The 16,803-nt window shown below is 44.2% G+C and carries 18 protein-coding genes and 1 pseudogene; 9 read left to right on the plus strand and 10 right to left on the minus strand.

All coding sequences use genetic code 11. From position 1 onward, the window contains the following. Nucleotides 1–31 precede the first annotated feature (31 nt). Both AOC33_RS03305 and mutT read left to right on the plus strand, forming a co-directional pair. A complete protein-coding gene (locus AOC33_RS03305) occupies nt 32–898 on the plus strand; it encodes an ATP-binding protein (RefSeq protein WP_089515152.1) in 867 nt (288 codons plus the stop codon). Beyond that, complete coding sequence (gene mutT / locus AOC33_RS03310; protein WP_342744449.1) at nt 859–1,350, plus strand: 8-oxo-dGTP diphosphatase MutT; 492 nt, start codon at nt 859–861, stop codon at nt 1,348–1,350. The genes AOC33_RS03305 and mutT overlap by 40 nt, the downstream gene beginning before the upstream one ends. Here mutT and zapD read toward each other — a convergent pair. The 7 genes from zapD to AOC33_RS03345 all read right to left on the minus strand — a co-directional run bounded on the left by zapD (nt 1,347) and on the right by AOC33_RS03345 (nt 7,774). Next, on the minus strand, nt 1,347–2,096 hold the full coding sequence (zapD, locus tag AOC33_RS03315; RefSeq protein WP_089515154.1) for a cell division protein ZapD: 750 nt from the start codon (nt 2,094–2,096) through the stop codon (nt 1,347–1,349). The two genes, mutT and zapD, sit on opposite strands and share 4 nt — an antisense overlap. A 53-nt stretch (nt 2,097–2,149) precedes the next feature. Continuing rightward, entirely contained in the window at nt 2,150–2,821 is a 672-nt protein-coding gene (gene coaE, locus AOC33_RS03320) for a dephospho-CoA kinase (protein ID WP_245835573.1), read from the minus strand. After that, complete coding sequence (locus tag AOC33_RS03325; protein WP_089515155.1) at nt 2,809–3,264, minus strand: prepilin peptidase; 456 nt, start codon at nt 3,262–3,264, stop codon at nt 2,809–2,811. The genes coaE and AOC33_RS03325 overlap by 13 nt, the downstream gene beginning before the upstream one ends. Next, nucleotides 3,261–4,265 (minus strand): type II secretion system F family protein, encoded by a 1,005-nt coding sequence (locus AOC33_RS03330; RefSeq protein WP_089515156.1) that lies wholly within the window; start codon nt 4,263–4,265, stop codon nt 3,261–3,263. The genes AOC33_RS03325 and AOC33_RS03330 overlap by 4 nt, the downstream gene beginning before the upstream one ends. Then, entirely contained in the window at nt 4,262–5,374 is a 1,113-nt protein-coding gene (locus AOC33_RS03335; protein ID WP_180738085.1) for a GspE/PulE family protein, read from the minus strand. Before AOC33_RS03335 ends, AOC33_RS03330 begins: the two co-directional genes overlap by 4 nt. Beyond that, nucleotides 5,367–6,644: an HlyC/CorC family transporter gene (locus AOC33_RS03340; protein WP_089515158.1), complete on the minus strand. Its 1,278-nt coding sequence runs from the start codon at nt 6,642–6,644 to the stop codon at nt 5,367–5,369. Before AOC33_RS03340 ends, AOC33_RS03335 begins: the two co-directional genes overlap by 8 nt. Nucleotides 6,645–6,784: 140 nt before the next feature. Next, nucleotides 6,785–7,774, minus strand: coding sequence for a polyprenyl synthetase family protein (locus AOC33_RS03345; protein WP_089515159.1), 990 nt, complete (start codon nt 7,772–7,774; stop codon nt 6,785–6,787). Between the two features lie 195 nt (nt 7,775–7,969). Between AOC33_RS03345 and rplU the strand changes: the two genes are divergently transcribed. The 4 genes and pseudogenes from rplU to proB form a co-directional block, all read left to right on the plus strand. Continuing rightward, nucleotides 7,970–8,281, plus strand: coding sequence for a 50S ribosomal protein L21 (rplU, locus tag AOC33_RS03350; RefSeq protein ID WP_089515160.1), 312 nt, complete (start codon nt 7,970–7,972; stop codon nt 8,279–8,281). A gap of 21 nt (nt 8,282–8,302) precedes the next feature. After that, nucleotides 8,303–8,563, plus strand: coding sequence for a 50S ribosomal protein L27 (gene rpmA / locus AOC33_RS03355; RefSeq protein WP_089515161.1), 261 nt, complete (start codon nt 8,303–8,305; stop codon nt 8,561–8,563). 83 nt (nt 8,564–8,646) lie between these two features. Continuing rightward, nucleotides 8,647–9,741: a GTPase ObgE gene (gene obgE / locus AOC33_RS03360; protein WP_089515162.1), complete on the plus strand. Its 1,095-nt coding sequence runs from the start codon at nt 8,647–8,649 to the stop codon at nt 9,739–9,741. Between the two features lie 56 nt (nt 9,742–9,797). Continuing rightward, nucleotides 9,798–10,583: pseudogene (proB, locus tag AOC33_RS03365) on the plus strand (glutamate 5-kinase); the annotation flags it as partial. A gap of 29 nt (nt 10,584–10,612) precedes the next feature. On the opposite strand, the gene AOC33_RS03370 reads toward proB, so the two are convergent. Continuing rightward, nucleotides 10,613–11,083, minus strand: a complete 471-nt coding sequence (locus AOC33_RS03370; RefSeq protein ID WP_143744007.1) for a CNP1-like family protein — start codon at nt 11,081–11,083, stop codon at nt 10,613–10,615. A 56-nt stretch (nt 11,084–11,139) separates the two neighbouring features. Further along, complete coding sequence (locus tag AOC33_RS03375; protein WP_089515165.1) at nt 11,140–11,730, minus strand: RNA pyrophosphohydrolase; 591 nt, start codon at nt 11,728–11,730, stop codon at nt 11,140–11,142. 84 nt (nt 11,731–11,814) lie between these two features. Between AOC33_RS03375 and AOC33_RS03380 the strand changes: the two genes are divergently transcribed. Beyond that, complete coding sequence (locus AOC33_RS03380; protein WP_089515166.1) at nt 11,815–13,548, plus strand: proline--tRNA ligase; 1,734 nt, start codon at nt 11,815–11,817, stop codon at nt 13,546–13,548. Between the two features lie 100 nt (nt 13,549–13,648). Here the strand turns inward: AOC33_RS03380 and ffh are convergent, their stop codons facing one another. Beyond that, entirely contained in the window at nt 13,649–15,013 is a 1,365-nt protein-coding gene (gene ffh / locus AOC33_RS03385; RefSeq protein WP_089515167.1) for a signal recognition particle protein, read from the minus strand. A 20-nt stretch (nt 15,014–15,033) separates the two neighbouring features. On the opposite strand from ffh, the gene AOC33_RS03390 reads away from it, so the two are divergent. Together AOC33_RS03390 and ampD are read left to right on the plus strand one after the other, a co-directional pair. After that, on the plus strand, nt 15,034–15,891 hold the full coding sequence (locus AOC33_RS03390; protein ID WP_089515168.1) for a cytochrome C assembly family protein: 858 nt from the start codon (nt 15,034–15,036) through the stop codon (nt 15,889–15,891). Further along, a complete protein-coding gene (gene ampD / locus AOC33_RS03395; protein ID WP_342744450.1) occupies nt 15,888–16,694 on the plus strand; it encodes a 1,6-anhydro-N-acetylmuramyl-L-alanine amidase AmpD in 807 nt (268 codons plus the stop codon). The genes AOC33_RS03390 and ampD overlap by 4 nt, the downstream gene beginning before the upstream one ends. The last annotated feature ends 109 nt before the right edge of the window (nt 16,695–16,803 follow it).

The raw sequence follows: 16,803 nt of genomic DNA on the forward strand, positions 1-16,803 counted from the left end.
CCGCTGAATTCACAAAGATCATAGGAAAGTCATGTCTGATAAGTTTGACCGTTTAGATAATCTATTGCAAAGACTCGATGAGTGGATGCCAAAATCTTTGACAGAAAAAGATTGGACGTCTGCGGTTGCTTTTAGGTGGCGCCGTAAAGATACGCTCTTGGGTAAGTTAGGATATCTTCAGCCAGTCCATCATATCTCTGGAATCACATTCAAGGACCTGCAGCACATTGAGCGTCAAACGGATCTTATTTTTAAGAACACCAAGCACTTTGTAGAAGGTAAGCCTGCTAATAATGTGTTGTTAACGGGCGCTAGAGGAACTGGTAAGTCATCTTTGATCAAAGCCTCTTTGAATGAATTTGCTGCTCAAGGCTTGCGTTTGGTCGAGGTGGATAAAGAACATTTAACAGATCTTGGCGATATCACTGATTTATTGGCTGGACGACCTGAAAAATTCATCATCTTTTGTGATGACCTATCGTTTGAAGATGGAGAGTCAGGCTATAAATCTTTGAAGTCTGCCTTAGATGGTTCTATTTCTGCGCAGGTCGATAATATTTTGATTTACGCCACTTCTAATCGTCGTCATTTGTTGCCTGAGTACATGTCTGACAATGAGTCATACCGACATGATGCCGATGGAGAGTTGCATCCTGGTGAAGTGGTTGAAGAAAAAATCTCTTTATCTGAGAGATTTGGTTTGTGGATTTCTTTTTACCCTCCAAAACAAGATGAGTACCTTGATATTGTGGCGCACTGGCTCAAACATTTTGGCTTGAGCACAGAAAAAATTGCTGCAGCAAAACCAGAAGCTTTAATTTGGGCTTTAGAAAGAGGTTCAAGATCAGGACGGGTGGCTTGGCAGTTCGCACGCCATTGGGCTGGACAACAGGATTGATGGCATTGGCTGCTGATCAAGAGCCGACATCACCCAGGCCAGTTGTGGAGGTTGCCGTAGGCGTTTTAATCAATGGTGCTGGAGCAGTATTGCTTGGCCAACGCCCAGATGGCAAACCTTATGCTGGTTACTGGGAGTTTCCTGGTGGAAAAGTAGAGTTTGGTGAAACTCTCTTCGCAGCGCTTTCTCGAGAGCTTCAAGAAGAAATTGATGTGTGTATTGATCAAGCAGAGGAGTTCATGGTTTTAGAACATGACTACCCTCATGCATATGTGCGCTTGCATATTTGTTTGGTGAAGTCTTGGCAGGGTCAGCCCCGTGGATTGGAAAATCAAGCGCTGGGGTGGTTGAACATCAAAGATATTGATCGACTTAGCATCGCAGGATTTGATCCTGTCTTACCAGCCACACTACCTATTTTAGAAAAGCTAAAGAATTTAGAAGTTTTTTAGAAGTTGCATAGAGATAGTTCGAAAGGAACATCTTCTGCAAAAGCACGTGGCTTGGCTTCACCATCACAAGTCATGAAGCGAGTCCAAAGCATGTACTTGTTGGCGCTGATTTCAGGAATCAAATGAGGTTGATGAATGCCAACGCGCATCAGTTGGTAGGTTTTTCCAGAAAGCATTTGCTGAAATGAGCCTTTAGGTGCAAGCATCTCAGCTGATTTACCTGAGCCTCTTAGTAACTTTAAAAACAATTGGCTGGCATATTTCCATGACATCAAAGGCTCAACGAATTTTTTTAAATTCGCACGACGAATATTTGCGTCAGTGAATTGCCATGCGTAATAGGCTGGTAGATCTACTGGGCTTGTTCCACCTGGGATGCTCAAACGTGAACGAATCAAATTCAACCATTCGTTTTCTAAGATTTGCACGTTGGTCTTACCTGTTTGGTTGATCTTGCTCCAAATGATGTTCATTTCTTCAAGCGTATTGAGTAAAGCATCTTGATCAATGTTGCTGGAGTTTTTTAGAGATAACAAACTATTTTTTTGACGATCAAGTTCTTTCATAAGACTTGATTTCAAATCTGCACGCGCGGTGATCTCACCTAAATCAAATAATATTGAGATGGCTTGGTGTTGATCTCTCGCATCATCTTTTTCTACGAAGTATTCAAAACGATCAAAGAGGTACTCCAGTCTTAAAAGACTGCGTACCAGTTCGTTGAAGGGGTATTCGTAAATAATCACAGATACATATTCTAGACTGAAAATATGTGATTTTTGGCAAAAAAGAAGCCTTTTTAAGTACTTTTATGCCTCAAAAGTATCTGATGTAGTCGTTGAGCCTCAATTTTAAGATCCTCAATACCTTGATTATTTTCAATCACAAAATCAGCAATCACCAGTCTGTCATGACGGCTGGCCTGACTGGCAATGATCTTTTGAATCATGCCCACTTCAAGACCATTTCTCTCTTGAACCCTAGCAATTTGTAGGTTTTCTGGGCAATCAACCACCACAATACAATCCAAGGCCTGGGGTGATTGGTTGATCCAAAAGCTGGATTCCGCCAACAAGGGCACCATATAAACAAGGTAAGCAGGGTTCTTGGCTTGGCTAAGTTTGCTTAAGCGTTGAGTCTCTTGATAAATCAATGGGTGGGTGATTTTTTCAAGCTTTTCCTTGGCTTTGGGGTCAGCGAAAACAAGCTCTCTCATCTTTTGTCTGTTTAAAGAGCCATCTTCGAGTAAAAATTCAGGACCAAAAGCTTGCTCAATGGCGCTCATGGCCAAACCATTGGCTTTTGTGATGTCATGAGCAATGAGGTCGGTGTCGATGATGGCCGCACCACATTTCTCTAGCTCTGTTGCAACGGCACTTTTTCCGCTGCCAATACCTCCGGTCAATCCAACCCTCAGAAGATGAGGTGGATGAGTGGGGTTATTCGAAGACTTCTTTTTTAAATCTGCCATAACAAAACAATGATGCCACCAAATGCAATAAAAGGTCCAAAAGGAAATGCGTGGCTGTGATCTTGTTGATGAATTCTTAGCCAAACATAACCACCGATCAGGCCAGAAGCTGAGGCAATCAAAAGTATGTAAGGCAAGCTTTGAATGCCTAAGCAGGCGCCAAGGCCAGCCAGTAACTTTGCATCACCCATACCAATGCCGTGATGTCCTCTGATTTTTAGATACATCTGGTTCAGTGCGTATAGGCTCACAAAGCCAAATAGAGCTCCCAGCATGGATGATTCAGTGCTGGCCCAGTCAAGTCCCAAGAAAATATTTGCGATAAGCCCGTAAGCGATTAATCCATAGGTCAGGTAATCAGGCAAGATAAAAGTCTTGAAGTCTATCCAAGACAATATCAATAGAGCACCAATGACGATGATCGCGGAGAAAATTTCAATCAAAGAATCTGTCCCATTTCAAAAATTGGTAAATACAAAGAAATGACCAAGCAAGCAATGAGAAGCCCCATGATAATCATCAGACATGGCTCAATACTTTGAGCCAATTGATCAATCATGTGGTCTAAGTGATCTTCTTCTTGATTGGCGATATTGGCAAGCATTTGAGGTAAATCCCCTGAAACTTCACCCACTTTGATCAATTGAAGTTGCTCTTTTTGAGTTAACAGAGATTTTCCGGATATTTGTTTGATAGATTCTGACAGTGACCAACCTTGTGCCAATGAAACATTGATCTGTGCGCAAAAATTAAAACTGATCCAGTCATTTGAATGAAGGGCTGTTTGTTTTAAGGCTTCCAGGATTGGCACCCCTTTAGCAGTTAATAATGAAATGTTACGACTCCACTGAATCAGTAAAGAGCTTCTTCGAATCGAGCCAACAATAGGAAGTCTTAGTAACAGGTGATCAACCACCTGTTGTGTTTGAGTGTGGCGTGTCCAAATGAAATGAAATAGCCCCATGAGACTAACGAGTCCAATGGCCACCATCAGGGAATAAGTTTGCACCCAGTGAGAGCTATGAATCAAAAATCTTGTTGGCCAAGGAAGCTCCGCCTGAAAGTTAGCAAACATACTTTCAAAGCTGGGTATCACCCATTGAAACATGGCCAGCAAAACAAAGCCTGAGACAAAGAGAACGATGCATGGGTAACTCAGTGCTTTTTTAATTTTCTGTTGTAGTTTGATTTGTTTTGCAAGATATGTGGATGCTTGCGACAAGCTATCTAAAAGATTGCCAGTGGTTTCTCCTGTTTGAATCAAGCTGACACAAAATGAATGAAACCCCATTCTCGATAAAGAATAAGAAAGGCTGTTGCCATTGGCCAAAGATTTTTGGATATTGGTAAGCCCCATCATTTGAACGGTATCTAACAAAGACAAGCCAGACTTTAAGAGCGAATGTAGTTGTCTGATTAAGTGAAGTTGAGCAGCTTCTTTCATCCGATGTGGCGCCTGATTTCATTTTCAGAGGTCAGCCCTGATGCAATAAGTGTTTGCGCAGACTCTTTCAGAGTCGATATTTTTTCAGTGTGACATTGAGTTTGGATGGCGCTTAAGGGGGCTTCGCTTTCAATGAGTTGTCTGAGTTGGTCGGATAGGCGCATCACCTGATGAACGGCCCTTCGACCATTAAAGCCACTGCCGCTGCAGAACGTACAAAATTCAGGTGGTTTTTGTGTCTGATTGCTTGAGCAAGCCGTGCAGAAAATGCGCACCAATCTTTGAGCTGTGATGCAACTGACATTGTTCGCAATATCACCGTGTAAGCACCCCAATTGTTTTAATCTGAAGATTGCGCTGGGCGCATCGTTGGCGTGCAAAGTGGTTAAAACCAAATGACCTGTTTCGGCAGCTTGTAATGCAATTTTTGCTGTGACAGCATCTCTGATTTCACCGACCATGATGACATCAGGATCTTGTCTCATCAATGCTCTCAATGCCACATCAAAGCGCAAGCCTGCTTTCTCATTGATCGGCACTTGATTAATCCCTTGAAGTTGAATCTCAACTGGATCTTCAATGCTGGTGATGTTTCGACTGCCATCCATCAAATACTTTAAGCAACTATATAGAGTTTGAGTTTTACCACTACCCGTTGGTCCGGTGACCAAGATCATTCCTTGAGCCTGATCAAGGCAGTAGAGTAAATCTTGCTTTTGAGTTTGATCAAGACCGATCTTGTTGATATCAAGATCATCCTCTTGTTTGCTCAGAACCCTTAAAACAATTTTTTCACCATGCAGGGTGGGCAAGGTTGAGACACGGCAATCAATGTTGTTGATCTCGCCACTACTCAATAACATTTGACCGTCTTGGGGCAGGCGCTTTTCTGAAATATCCAAGCGTGCCAAAATTTTGACCCGACTAGATACTCGGTCATGCCAATGCGCAGGGGAACTGCTTAAGTGACTCAGGCAGCCATCAACGCGCAAGCGCACATGGCTTACTCCGTTTTCTGGCTCAATGTGAATGTCGCTGGCTTTTGCCAGGAGTGCTTGATCAACAATGTCTTGCCAGAAATGAATGATGACATCATCTTCTTCAATCATTCGGCTGATAAATGCGCACCGTCTTAATGATCTGTTCATCCACCTGGATGATTTCCATGACCACGCCGCCTATTTTGATGCTGACGTTATTGTCTGGAATATCTTCTAAGGTTTCGATCAATAAACCATTCAGCGTTTTGGGGCCATCGGTAGGAAGATCGAGATTTAAAAGACGATTCAAATCACGCAAGCTGGCAGTGCCATCTGCAATGTAGGTATCGTCATCAGACCATTTTGTTTTGATGGCAAGGTCTGGCAGAGAGGTTGTGAATTCGCCAATCAACTCTTCCAAGATATCTTCAATCGTCACAAGTCCTTGCACAATCCCGTACTCATCGACCACAAGACCAATGCGTTCTTGGTATTCTTGGAAGAATTGAAGTTGTTGCAAGACGGGCGTGCCGCTTGGAATGAAATAAGGCTCGCTCAATAATTCTTTGAAGTTATCGTGCTGTAGATCTTCATCACCCAATAAGCTCAGAGCTTTTCTGACGGCCAGGATACCAATCACTCGATCAGAGTCTTCATCGCAAACCGGTAACTTGTTGTGATAACAGGTCTCTAGTTGATGAATCACATCTTCAATTGGTTTTGATAAATCCAGAACTTCCATGCGTGATCTTGGTGTCATCACATCATCCACCTTGATGCTTTCAAGGTTGAATAAATTGACCAAGATGCTTCTGTGTTTATTTGGAATGAAATGAGTTGACTCAAGAACCACTGAGCGCAATTCTTCTGGCGTCATTTGAGTGTTTTGATTTGCTTTTGTATTCACTCTGAGCAATTTAAGCAGGAGAGAAACAAACACATTGATCAGCCACATGACGGGCTTTAGGATCACAATCAAAGGTCTGATCACCCAGCTTGTGATAATGGCGAATCTTTCTGGATAAGTTGCGCCGATCACCTTGGGGGTGATCTCACAAAAAATAATGATCAATACAGCGGCAACACCAGTGCTGATTGAAAGAACGGAGGCATTATTTCCAAACGCATGCAATGCAATGCCAGTCAATAAAACAGGCACGACTGTATTAACAATGTTGTTACCAATCAAAATGACTGATAACAGTTCCTCTGTTTTTGAAAGAAGCGTTTGTGTGTTTTTTGCTCCGCGATTCCCGCGGTTAGCTAAGTGCCGAATTCTGTGACGGTTGGCTGCCATCATGCTGGTCTCAGTGATTGAGAAAAAAGCAGAAATAGCTAATAGTAAAACCACTAAACCAACTTGCGCCCACCAAGGCCAATCATTGAGCCACGAATCCATGAATGCTTTCTTAAGCAAAGAACATGAGGGTGACTATAGCAAACTAAGCTTGATTTGTATTGTTAAAGCCTTACAAATAGAGGTGTGACATTCCGATTCTGTTGTCAGAACTTTCTGACAGGGAAAAACTCACTGATTCTTTAGCTTGAGCGCTTTAGTGAATAGTCGCAAAGATCCATCAAGCTTTGGGTTGCGGCATTTTGCGGAAAGCATTTCAAAGAATCTCTGGCTAACTGAGCTTCACGCAAAGCGGCAGCTTCTGTGTATTGAATCGCATCAGAATTCATGATCGCCTGATAAACCTGCTGAAAGAGATCTTCAGGTAATTCTTCCGCTTGTTCAATGGCTGATCTGATCAAAGATTTTTGTTCTGAAGTACCGTGATCGAGAAGATAAATCAATGGCAAGGTTGGCTTTCCCTCCCGCAAATCATCGCCTGCATTTTTACCCATCTGTTCCGCGCTGGCGGTGTAATCAAGAATGTCATCAACCAATTGGAATGTGGCGCCAATGTGCTTGCCGTAAGCCTGCGCGGCAGCATATTGTTCTGGAGTGGCTTTTGCCAAAAGGGCGCCAAGAGCAGAAGAAGCTTCAAACAACTTGCCGGTTTTAAAGTGAATCACTTGCATGTAGCGTGCTTCATTGACATCCGGATCGTGCATGTTCATCAACTGCAACACTTCGCCTTCAGCAATCGTATTCGTGGCATCAGCGAGTATTTCCATGATTCTGATGTCGTTGGGCGCCACCATCATTTGAAATGCTCGTGAATATAAAAAATCACCCACCAAAACACTGGCAGCATTTCCGAATGCAGCATTGGCTGTTGCTCTGCCGCGACGCAAATGAGACTCATCCACCACATCGTCATGCAACAAAGTAGCGGTGTGGATGAATTCAACCACGGCTGCCATGTCCAGATGATGCTTCAAAGGAGTGCCATTTGAGATGGCCTGACTGGTTAAAAGTAGGAGTGCCGGACGTATTCTTTTGCCGCCAGCTTCAATGATATAGGCGGAAATTTGATTGATCAGGGCAACTTCAGAGCCTAAGCGTGAGCGAATAACTTCATTCAACGACTGCATATCGGCTGAAATAGGACTTAAAATTGTCTGTAAGTTAGTGCTCATTAACTATTTATACTTCCCTGTTTTTAACTCTTATTAGTTTAACTCATTGAATTAGTTAAGTTTTATTATAAAAAACATGAGAATGTCTCTTACATTTACCTGAATTTTACTTTTTGACTAGAAATATAGCTAGAGCTATAATTTAGGGCTCTACACGGCACGGGGTCGTGTGGATATTTATAGAAAGATTTCAATATGTACGCGGTCATAAAAACCGGTGGCAAACAATACAAGGTTGCTGCTGGTGAAAAATTGAAAATAGAACAGATACCAGCGGATGTAGGCAGTGAAATCACTATTGACCAAGTTCTCGCCGTAGGCGAAGGCGAATCATTGAAGTTTGGTGAGCCATTGGTGAGTGGTGCAACTGTTAAAGCCACTGTTATTTCTCAGGGTCGTCATGACAAAGTGAAGATTTTTAAGATGCGTCGACGCAAGCACTATCAAAAGCGTCAAGGACATCGTCAGAACTTTACTGAGATTTTGATTAACACGATCAAGGCCTAATAGGCAGAGGCGGAGTAGAAAATGGCACAGAAAAAAGGCGGCGGTTCCACACGTAACGGCCGTGACTCAGAGTCAAAACGATTAGGCGTTAAAGTTTATGGCGGTCAAGCCATCAACGCAGGCGGCATCATTATTCGTCAACGCGGTACACGCGTTCACCCTGGTGTGAACGTTGGTTGTGGCAAAGATCACACATTGTTCGCATTGGTAGATGGTCATGTTCAATTTGGCGTTAAAGGTACAGATAAGAAATCATTCGTTTCTGTACTTCCGACAGCTTAATTAGCCTTAACTGAGATAACGAAGAACATTCAGAACTCAGCATAAGGCCTCGCCAAATAGCGAGGCCTTTTTTATTGGATCTTATGAAATTTATCGACGAAGCTCGTATTGAAGTAGTGGCAGGCCATGGCGGCTCTGGAAGCGCTTCGATGCGTCGCGAAAAATTTATTGAATTTGGCGGACCAGATGGTGGTGATGGCGGTCGAGGCGGTAGCGTATACGCCATCGCTGATAGAAACATCAATACCTTGGTGGATTATCGTTTTGCAAAAAAACATTTAGCGCAAAATGGTGAGCCAGGCAGAGGTGCTGATTGTTATGGTCGCGCAGGTGAAGATATTGAATTGCGCATGCCAGTGGGCACCATCATTCATGACATGGATACCAATGAAATCATCGCCGATTTGACCTATCACGGTCAAAGATTGTGTTTGGCCAAAGGTGGTGCTGGTGGTTGGGGAAATTTACATTTCAAGAGCAGTACCAATCGTGCGCCAAGACAAAAGACCAGTGGTTTGCCTGGTGAAGAATATAAACTCAGATTAGAACTCAAGGTGTTGGCCGATGTTGGTTTGTTGGGCATGCCTAACGCTGGTAAGTCAACATTGATCACAGCAGTCTCTAACGCACGACCTAAGATTGCAGACTATCCCTTCACAACTTTGCACCCTAATTTAGGTGTGGTGAGAGTGGGCGCTGAGCGAAGCTTTGTGATTGCAGATATTCCAGGATTGATTGAAGGTGCAGCAGAAGGTGCTGGCCTTGGACATCGTTTCTTACGACATTTACAGCGCACCAATTTGTTATTGCATTTGGTCGATATGGCGCCATTTGATGACAATGTAGATATTGTTGGAGAAGCCAAAGCGATTGTGAATGAGCTGAAGAAATACGATGAGTCTTTGTATGACAAACCTCGTTGGTTGGTATTGAACAAGGTCGACATGATTCCTGCTGAGGAACGTGCCGCCAAAATCAAGGCTTTCGTCAAAGCTTATGGTTGGAAAGGTCCTGTGTTTGAAATTTCAGCTTTGACTGGAGAAGGTTGCCAGCAACTTTGTTATGCGATTCAGACGGATCTTGATGCGAAAAAAGCGCAGCGCGATGAAGCTGAAGAGCATGATGCTGATCCACGTTTTCAGAACAAAGACTTGGACGACGACGAAGTTAATGACTAAAAAGTTAATGATTAAAAGTTAACGACTAAAAAATACATGTATTCAAGGAGTGCTTGGTGAGCAAAGCAATACAAGATGCCGAATGCATCGTGATCAAAGTGGGTTCAACACTGGTGACCAATCGTGGTCAGGGACTTGATCATGCAGCAATTGGTCGTTGGGCTGCTCAAATGGCTGAGTTGCGCAAGATGGGTAAGCAAGTGGTGATGGTCAGTTCGGGAGCGATTGCTGAAGGTATGCAGCGTTTGAATTGGACCAAGCGTCCTACTGATATTCATGAATTACAAGCTGCAGCGGCTGTTGGTCAAATGGGCTTGGTACAAGTTTATGAAACTTGTTTTGCTCAATACGGAATTAGAACGGCACAAGTCTTGCTCACCAATGCTGACTTGGCAGATGAGCAAAGAAATCAGAATGCACGCATGACTTTACTGACTCTTCTAAAGCATGGTGTGGTGCCTATCATCAATGAAAACGACACAGTGGTCACAGATGAGATCAAATTTGGAGACAACGATACTTTGGGTGCTTTAGTCACCAATCTGATTGAGGCTGATGCCTTGATTATTTTGACTGATCAAGGTGGCTTGTTCAGCGCTGATCCACGCAGCGATGCAAATGCGCATTTGATTCAAGAAGCGCAAGCAGGGGACCCTGCTTTAGAAAAAATGGCGGGTGGTGCTGGCAGTGATATTGGCAAAGGTGGCATGCTCACCAAGGTATTGGCAGCAAAAGTCGCTGCTCAGTCAGGCGCTGATACTGTGATCGCCTCTGGTCTTGAAGAAAATGTCTTGGTTCGTTTGGCTCAAGGCGAATCCATTGGCTCTCAACTCACAGCAAAGAAGTGAGCACGTCTCAATAAATTTAAGACTTAAGGTTTCAGCAAAGGAATAATTTCCTTGGCGCTTCTGCGCGGGATTGAGTTGTCACAAAATGCATCTTTGACCAAAGCTGCGTGATATGAGTTGTGACCTGCGCCTCGAATTAATTGCCAGCGGCTGTTAACAGATTTATGCCATTCACCATCTTTTTGCATAGTGGCATATAGGCGCCATTCATATTTTTCACAACGAATGCCTTCATAGCTGACTTGTTGTCCACCGCTGGGGGTAGTGATCACAAGTACATAGCGAATCACTTCATCTTTGCCAAAGGTAATCGAAGGCGCATCTAAAGCAAACTTCAGTTGAGTGATGGCTGAAACATAAAAAGGTTTGAGATCTTTGGATGGAGGTGCTGTCGGAATCTTGACTTCGGCTTCCTCCCAAAAGCGAGGAGCGTCTGGATCATTTTGATCGTTTGGGTCGAGGGTTTTATATTGAGCATGAGCGGTGATGCTCATCGTTGCTAATAAGCTCAAAAGAATTTTAAAAATATGCTTAAAGATTGAATGTTGAATCAAGAGGGCTCCGAATCTTGTTTGGGGTCGTGCAATGTTGACTTGTAAAGATCCAGTGGTGAACCCCAAGGCATCATCATCATGCGAGGTCCTCGCGAGATATATCTGGCCAACTCCGATAAAGCTAATTCATATACTTCGCGTTTGAAATCAATCACCACATCCAATGGAATCCAATAGGGGCTCCAACGCCAAGCATCAAATTCTGGGTGGTCTGTGGCGCGCAAACACACATCGCTATCACGGCCCACCATGCGCAATAAGAACCAAATTTGCTTTTGGCCGCGATAAGCTTGACGAGTTGAACGACGAGCTGCATTTGCTGCAGATGGGCGGCGCAAGAACTCCTGTGGCACGTCATAACGTAGCCATTCACGGGTTCGTCCAATGATCTGGACATGTTGCGGCTCTAGACCGATCTCCTCATGCAACTCGCGATACATTGCTTGTTCTGGGTTTTCACCGTGTTGGATACCACCTTGCGGGAATTGCCAAGAGTGCTGGCCAACACGTTTCCCCCAAAATACCTCGTTGCGTTGATTGAGTAGAACGATGCCGACGTTGGGTCTGTACCCTTCTCTGTCGAGCATATTCGTGCCTTAATCCTTTAATCCTTTAAAATCAATAAATTGATTATAGCTATATAGCCAAACCATTATTTTATAAAGTGAACCATGAAAGCCAGCCAATTTTTTATCCGTACCTTAAAAGAAGCCCCAGCCGATGCGGAAATCGTTTCCCACAAGCTCATGATGCGTGCTGGCTTGATTCGAAAGCTGGGCGCCGGCATCTACAACTATATGCCCATGGGTCTTAAGGTTATTCGCAAGGTCGAAGGCATCATCCGTGAAGAGATGGATAAGGCTGGAGCCGTTGAGCTTTTAATGCCAGTCGTTCAGCCAGCCGAACTATGGCAAGAAACAGGTCGTTGGGACAAGATGGGCCCAGAGTTATTGAGAATCAAAGATCGCCATGACCGCGACTTTTTGATCCAGCCAACGTCTGAAGAAGTGGTGACTGACATTGCCCGTCATGAAATCAAGAGTTACAAGCAATTACCCGTCAATTTTTATCAAATTCAAACGAAATTCCGAGATGAGCGTCGCCCACGCTTTGGCATCATGCGCGGTCGTGAGTTCAGCATGAAAGACGCTTATTCTTTTGACCGAGATGTCGAAGGCATGAAAGTGTCTTACGCCAAAATGTTTGATGCCTACACCCGTATTTTCCAGCGCTTAGGTCTTAACTTCAGAGCCGTTAATGCAGATAACGGTGCCATTGGGGGAACGGGTAGTCAAGAGTTCCACGTGATCGCAGATACGGGAGAGGATGCCATTGCATACTGCCCAAGTTCTGACTATGCAGCAAATATTGAAACTGCGGAAGCACTTTCATTGATTGCAAGCAGAGGTGCTGCTTCTGAAGCGATGGCCTTAACTCCGACGCCTGGGCAGGTGAAGTGTGAAGAGGTGGCGCAATTCTTGAAGTGTTCGATTGAAAAAACAGTCAAGTCAATTGTCTTGGCGGTTGATCAAGAAGGGGGCGCAAAGCTATTTTTATTGTTGATCCGTGGTGATCATGAATTAAACGAAATCAAAGCAAGCAAAGTACCAGGTTTGACAGATTTCCGTTTTGCAACTGAAGCAGAAATCATTGAGTATTTTGGTACTCCTCCTGGCTATTTAGGCCCAGTGAAAACAAACAAGCCTTTGACGATTGTGGCCGATAGAACGGTTGCCAATATGAATGATTTCATTTGCGGTGCCAATCAAGAAGGCCATCATTTAACTGGTGTGAATTGGGCGCGTGATTTGCCTGAACCAATCGTCGCTGATTTGCGCAACGTGATTGCTGGTGATGCATCACCAGACGGTAAGGGTGTTCTAGAAATTTGCCGTGGTATTGAAGTGGGTCATGTGTTTCAGTTAGGTACCCGTTATTCAGAGTCGATGAATGCCGTTTACTTGGATGAAAAAGGTCAGTCTCAACCAATGGTGATGGGTTGTTATGGCATTGGCGTGACTCGCTTATTGGGCGCTGCGATTGAACAACGTTTTGATGATCGCGGCATCATGTGGCCAGTAACGATTGCACCGTTCCAAGTGGTGTTATGCCCAATGGGTTATGACCGTTCTGACATGGTTCGAGAAGCCTCTGACAAACTTTACCAAGACTTAATGTCTGCAGGCATCGAAGTGATTTTGGATGATCGCGGTGAGCGTCCTGGAGCGATGTTCGCGGATTGGGAATTGATCGGCGTGCCATACCGTGTGGTGATTGGTGAGCGTGGTTTGAAGGAAGGTCAGTTGGAGTTTCAAGCTCGCACCGATGCTGAAGCATCAGTGATACCAGTGGGTGATGTGGCTAAAAAAGTGACTGATTTAGTGAAAGCTCAATTGGCATCTTGATGATTCGTTCAAATCAAAAGTAAGACCCATAAAAAAGCCAGATCAATGATCTGGCTTTTTATTTGTCTCAAGAGTTTTAATCAAAGAATATTGTTATGAATTAACGCTTGAACATATTCCCCATGCCCTTGGCTGCCATGCCACCCAGCATCTTGGCCATCTTGCCGCCTTTGAATTGTTTCATCATGGATTGCATTTGTTCAAATTGAGCCAAGACACGATTCACTTCTTGTACTTGCACTCCTGCACCAGCAGCAATGCGACGTTTTCTGCTGGCTTTAAGAAGTTCAGGCTTCCTTCTTTCTGCTGGCGTCATGCTGTCGATGATGCCTTGTGTGCGTGCAACTTGTTTATCAGCAACACTCATGTCTTGCTTGGCGGCTGCTTGCGCAAACTTTGCAGGTAATTTATCAATCATGCTGCCTAAACCACCCATTTGGCGCATTTGAGTGATTTGCATGCGGAAATCATTTAAATCAAAGCCACCCTTTTTAACTTTGTCAGCTAATTTTTGAGCTTGGTCAAAGTCAACATTCTTTTGTGCTTGTTCAACCAATGCGAGGATGTCGCCCATGCCCAAAATGCGGCTAGCCATTCGGTCAGCATCAAATGGTTCAAGACCATCCAGTTTTTCAGCCACACCCGCAAACTTGATTGGAACGCCGGTGATGTGTTGAACTGAGAGTGCCGCACCACCGCGTGCATCACCATCTAGCTTGGTCAGAATCACGCCCGTTAATGGCAGTGCTTCATTGAATGCTTTGGCGGTGTTCACAGCATCTTGACCCAACATCGCGTCGACCACAAAGAGTGTTTCGATCGGGTTCAAGATTTGATGCAAGGCACTGATCTCCTGCATCATCATTTCATCAATACCTAAGCGACCGGCAGTATCAACAATCAAGACATCGTGATAGTGGCGTTTGGCCCAGTCCAAAGCGTCGCGCGCAATGTCTTTGGGTTTTTGGTTTTCATCGCTAGGAAAGAAATCTGCGCCAGCTTGTTCGCTGACCATTTGCAATTGTTTGATAGCGGCTGGACGGTAAACGTCGCAAGACACGGTCAATACTTTTTTCTTTTGTGTGTCTTTTAGCCATTTGGCTAATTTGCCAGCAGAAGTTGTTTTACCGGCACCTTGAAGACCTGCCATCAAAATAATGGCCGGTGGTTGAGCTGCCAAGTTGAGGCTACCAGCGCTTGGGTTCCCCATGATGGCGGTGAGTTCTTTTTGAACAACTCCTACCAAAGCTTGGCCGGGGCTTAAACTGTCGAGAACCTCAACACCAAGAGCTTTTTGTTTAATATTATTGATGAGCTCTTTGACAACAGGAAGTGCAACGTCAGCCTCTAATAGGGCTAAACGTACCTCGCGAAGCATTTCGGCGGTATTTTCTTCGGTCAGTCTGGCTTGACCTCGCATGGTTTTAACCACACGACTTAAACGATCTGTTAGATTTTGAAACATATGAGCATTAAACTGTAGATATGAACATTTTAGGTCACCCCAGCTTCGCATGGATACCCAGCGCTTTATATTTCTTGTTTTTTTTACGAGAAATCAGGGTTTACTCGCAAAATTCTGAAAAGAATCAAGACTCTCCAATCGTGTCGAGTCTTTCTCAATGGCTTTTATTGCCGATTTTGGTTCTGCACGGAGTCTCTTTGCATGAGTCTATCTTTACTCAGCAAGGCTTCATTTTTGGTTTTGCCCAAGCCTTATCAACCATGGCATGGATAGGAGTCACATTTTTTTGGTTTGAAAGTTGGTATCTGCCCATCAAAGGCTTGAGAGCCATCATTTTGTTAGCGGCATGTGTCACAGCGATTTTGCCGATTATTTTTTCTGGATCAGTACTGTCAGCTCGCTCCATTGATGACCCATGGTTCCGAGCTCACTTCATCGTCGCGAATGCGGCTTATGGCCTTCTGAGTTTGGCAGCGTTACATGCCATTTTGATGCATTGGCAAGATCGTCACTTGCACATGCCAACACATGACAAGGCCAATAGTTTTTTTGCCAAGTGGGGTAATCGTCTACCACCATTGATGAGCATGGAAAGTATTCTTTTCAGAATCATCACGGTTGGGTTTGCTTTGTTAACTTTGACTGTGTTCTCCGGATTGTTTTTTAGCCAAGCACTGTTTGGTCGTGCTTTATTTTGGGATCACAAAACAATCTTTGGCTTCTTATCCTGGGTGATGTTTGCTGGATTGTTGATCGCGCGTTGGCGTGTTGGCTTGCGAGGCTTGACGGCAGTTCGTTGGGTGCTAGGATCTTTTGCAGTTTTGTTGATGGCCTATGTGGGTAGTCGCTTTGTTTTAGAGGTGTTGATCCAACGATGAAGTGGTTACTGTTCACCCTGATTCTGACGGGTTTGATTATTTGGTGGCGTTATGCGCAAATCTCTCAAAACAATCGATCAAGTGCCAAGCCATCACCAAAGGCCGCATCCAAAGCCACATCAGCCAAACCAGTTGAGCCTAAAAGCATGGCGCAGTGTCCTCATTGTGGTTTGAGATTTCCGCAAGGCGAGGGAGTCGGCGCATATTGCTCACGTGAGCATCGTTCCAGCATTGATCCAAAAGGTTGGTGGGGTGAAGCAGAGTGGATCAAATCACCAAACTATGATGCAAGACCTGAAGGCTTGCCTGTTGAGTTGGTGTTGATGCATCACATCAGTTTGCCGCCAGGGCAATTTGGTGGAAATCACATTGCTGATTTCTTTCAAAATCAATTAGATCCCAAAGTTCATCCTTATTTCGCGGAAATTGCCGATCGACAAGTGTCGAGTCATTTTTTAATTCGGCGTGATGGTCATGTTCAGCAGTTTGTATCAACTTTGAATCGTGCTTGGCATGCAGGGGTTTCTGATTACTTTGGGCGCCAGCGCTGCAATGACTTTTCAATTGGTATTGAATTGGAAGGTAGCGATGATGTGCCTTTTGGTCCAGCTCAGTACACGGCACTCAAAGAATTGGTCGCCGCTTTACAAAAATTTCATCCAATTTCTGCCTATGCTGGTCACAGTGATGTGGCTCCTGGTCGAAAAACTGATCCAGGGATTCACTTTGAATGGCAGAGATTTGCTCAAGACGCCAATATCCCGACCAGACAACTTCCCTACGGTCTTGAAAATAGAAGTTAGTCTTTTCAAATAAGTCTTGACTCGTTGGGTTAGTAAGAACTAACCATCTAAATGGTTATTCAAAAAAGCCCTACAACGGTGCCAAAAAATCAATAAAAAGAGGTTCAGA

The sequence above is a fragment of the Polynucleobacter cosmopolitanus genome (genome assembly GCF_002224225.1).
Lineage (GTDB): Bacteria > Pseudomonadota > Gammaproteobacteria > Burkholderiales > Burkholderiaceae > Polynucleobacter > Polynucleobacter cosmopolitanus.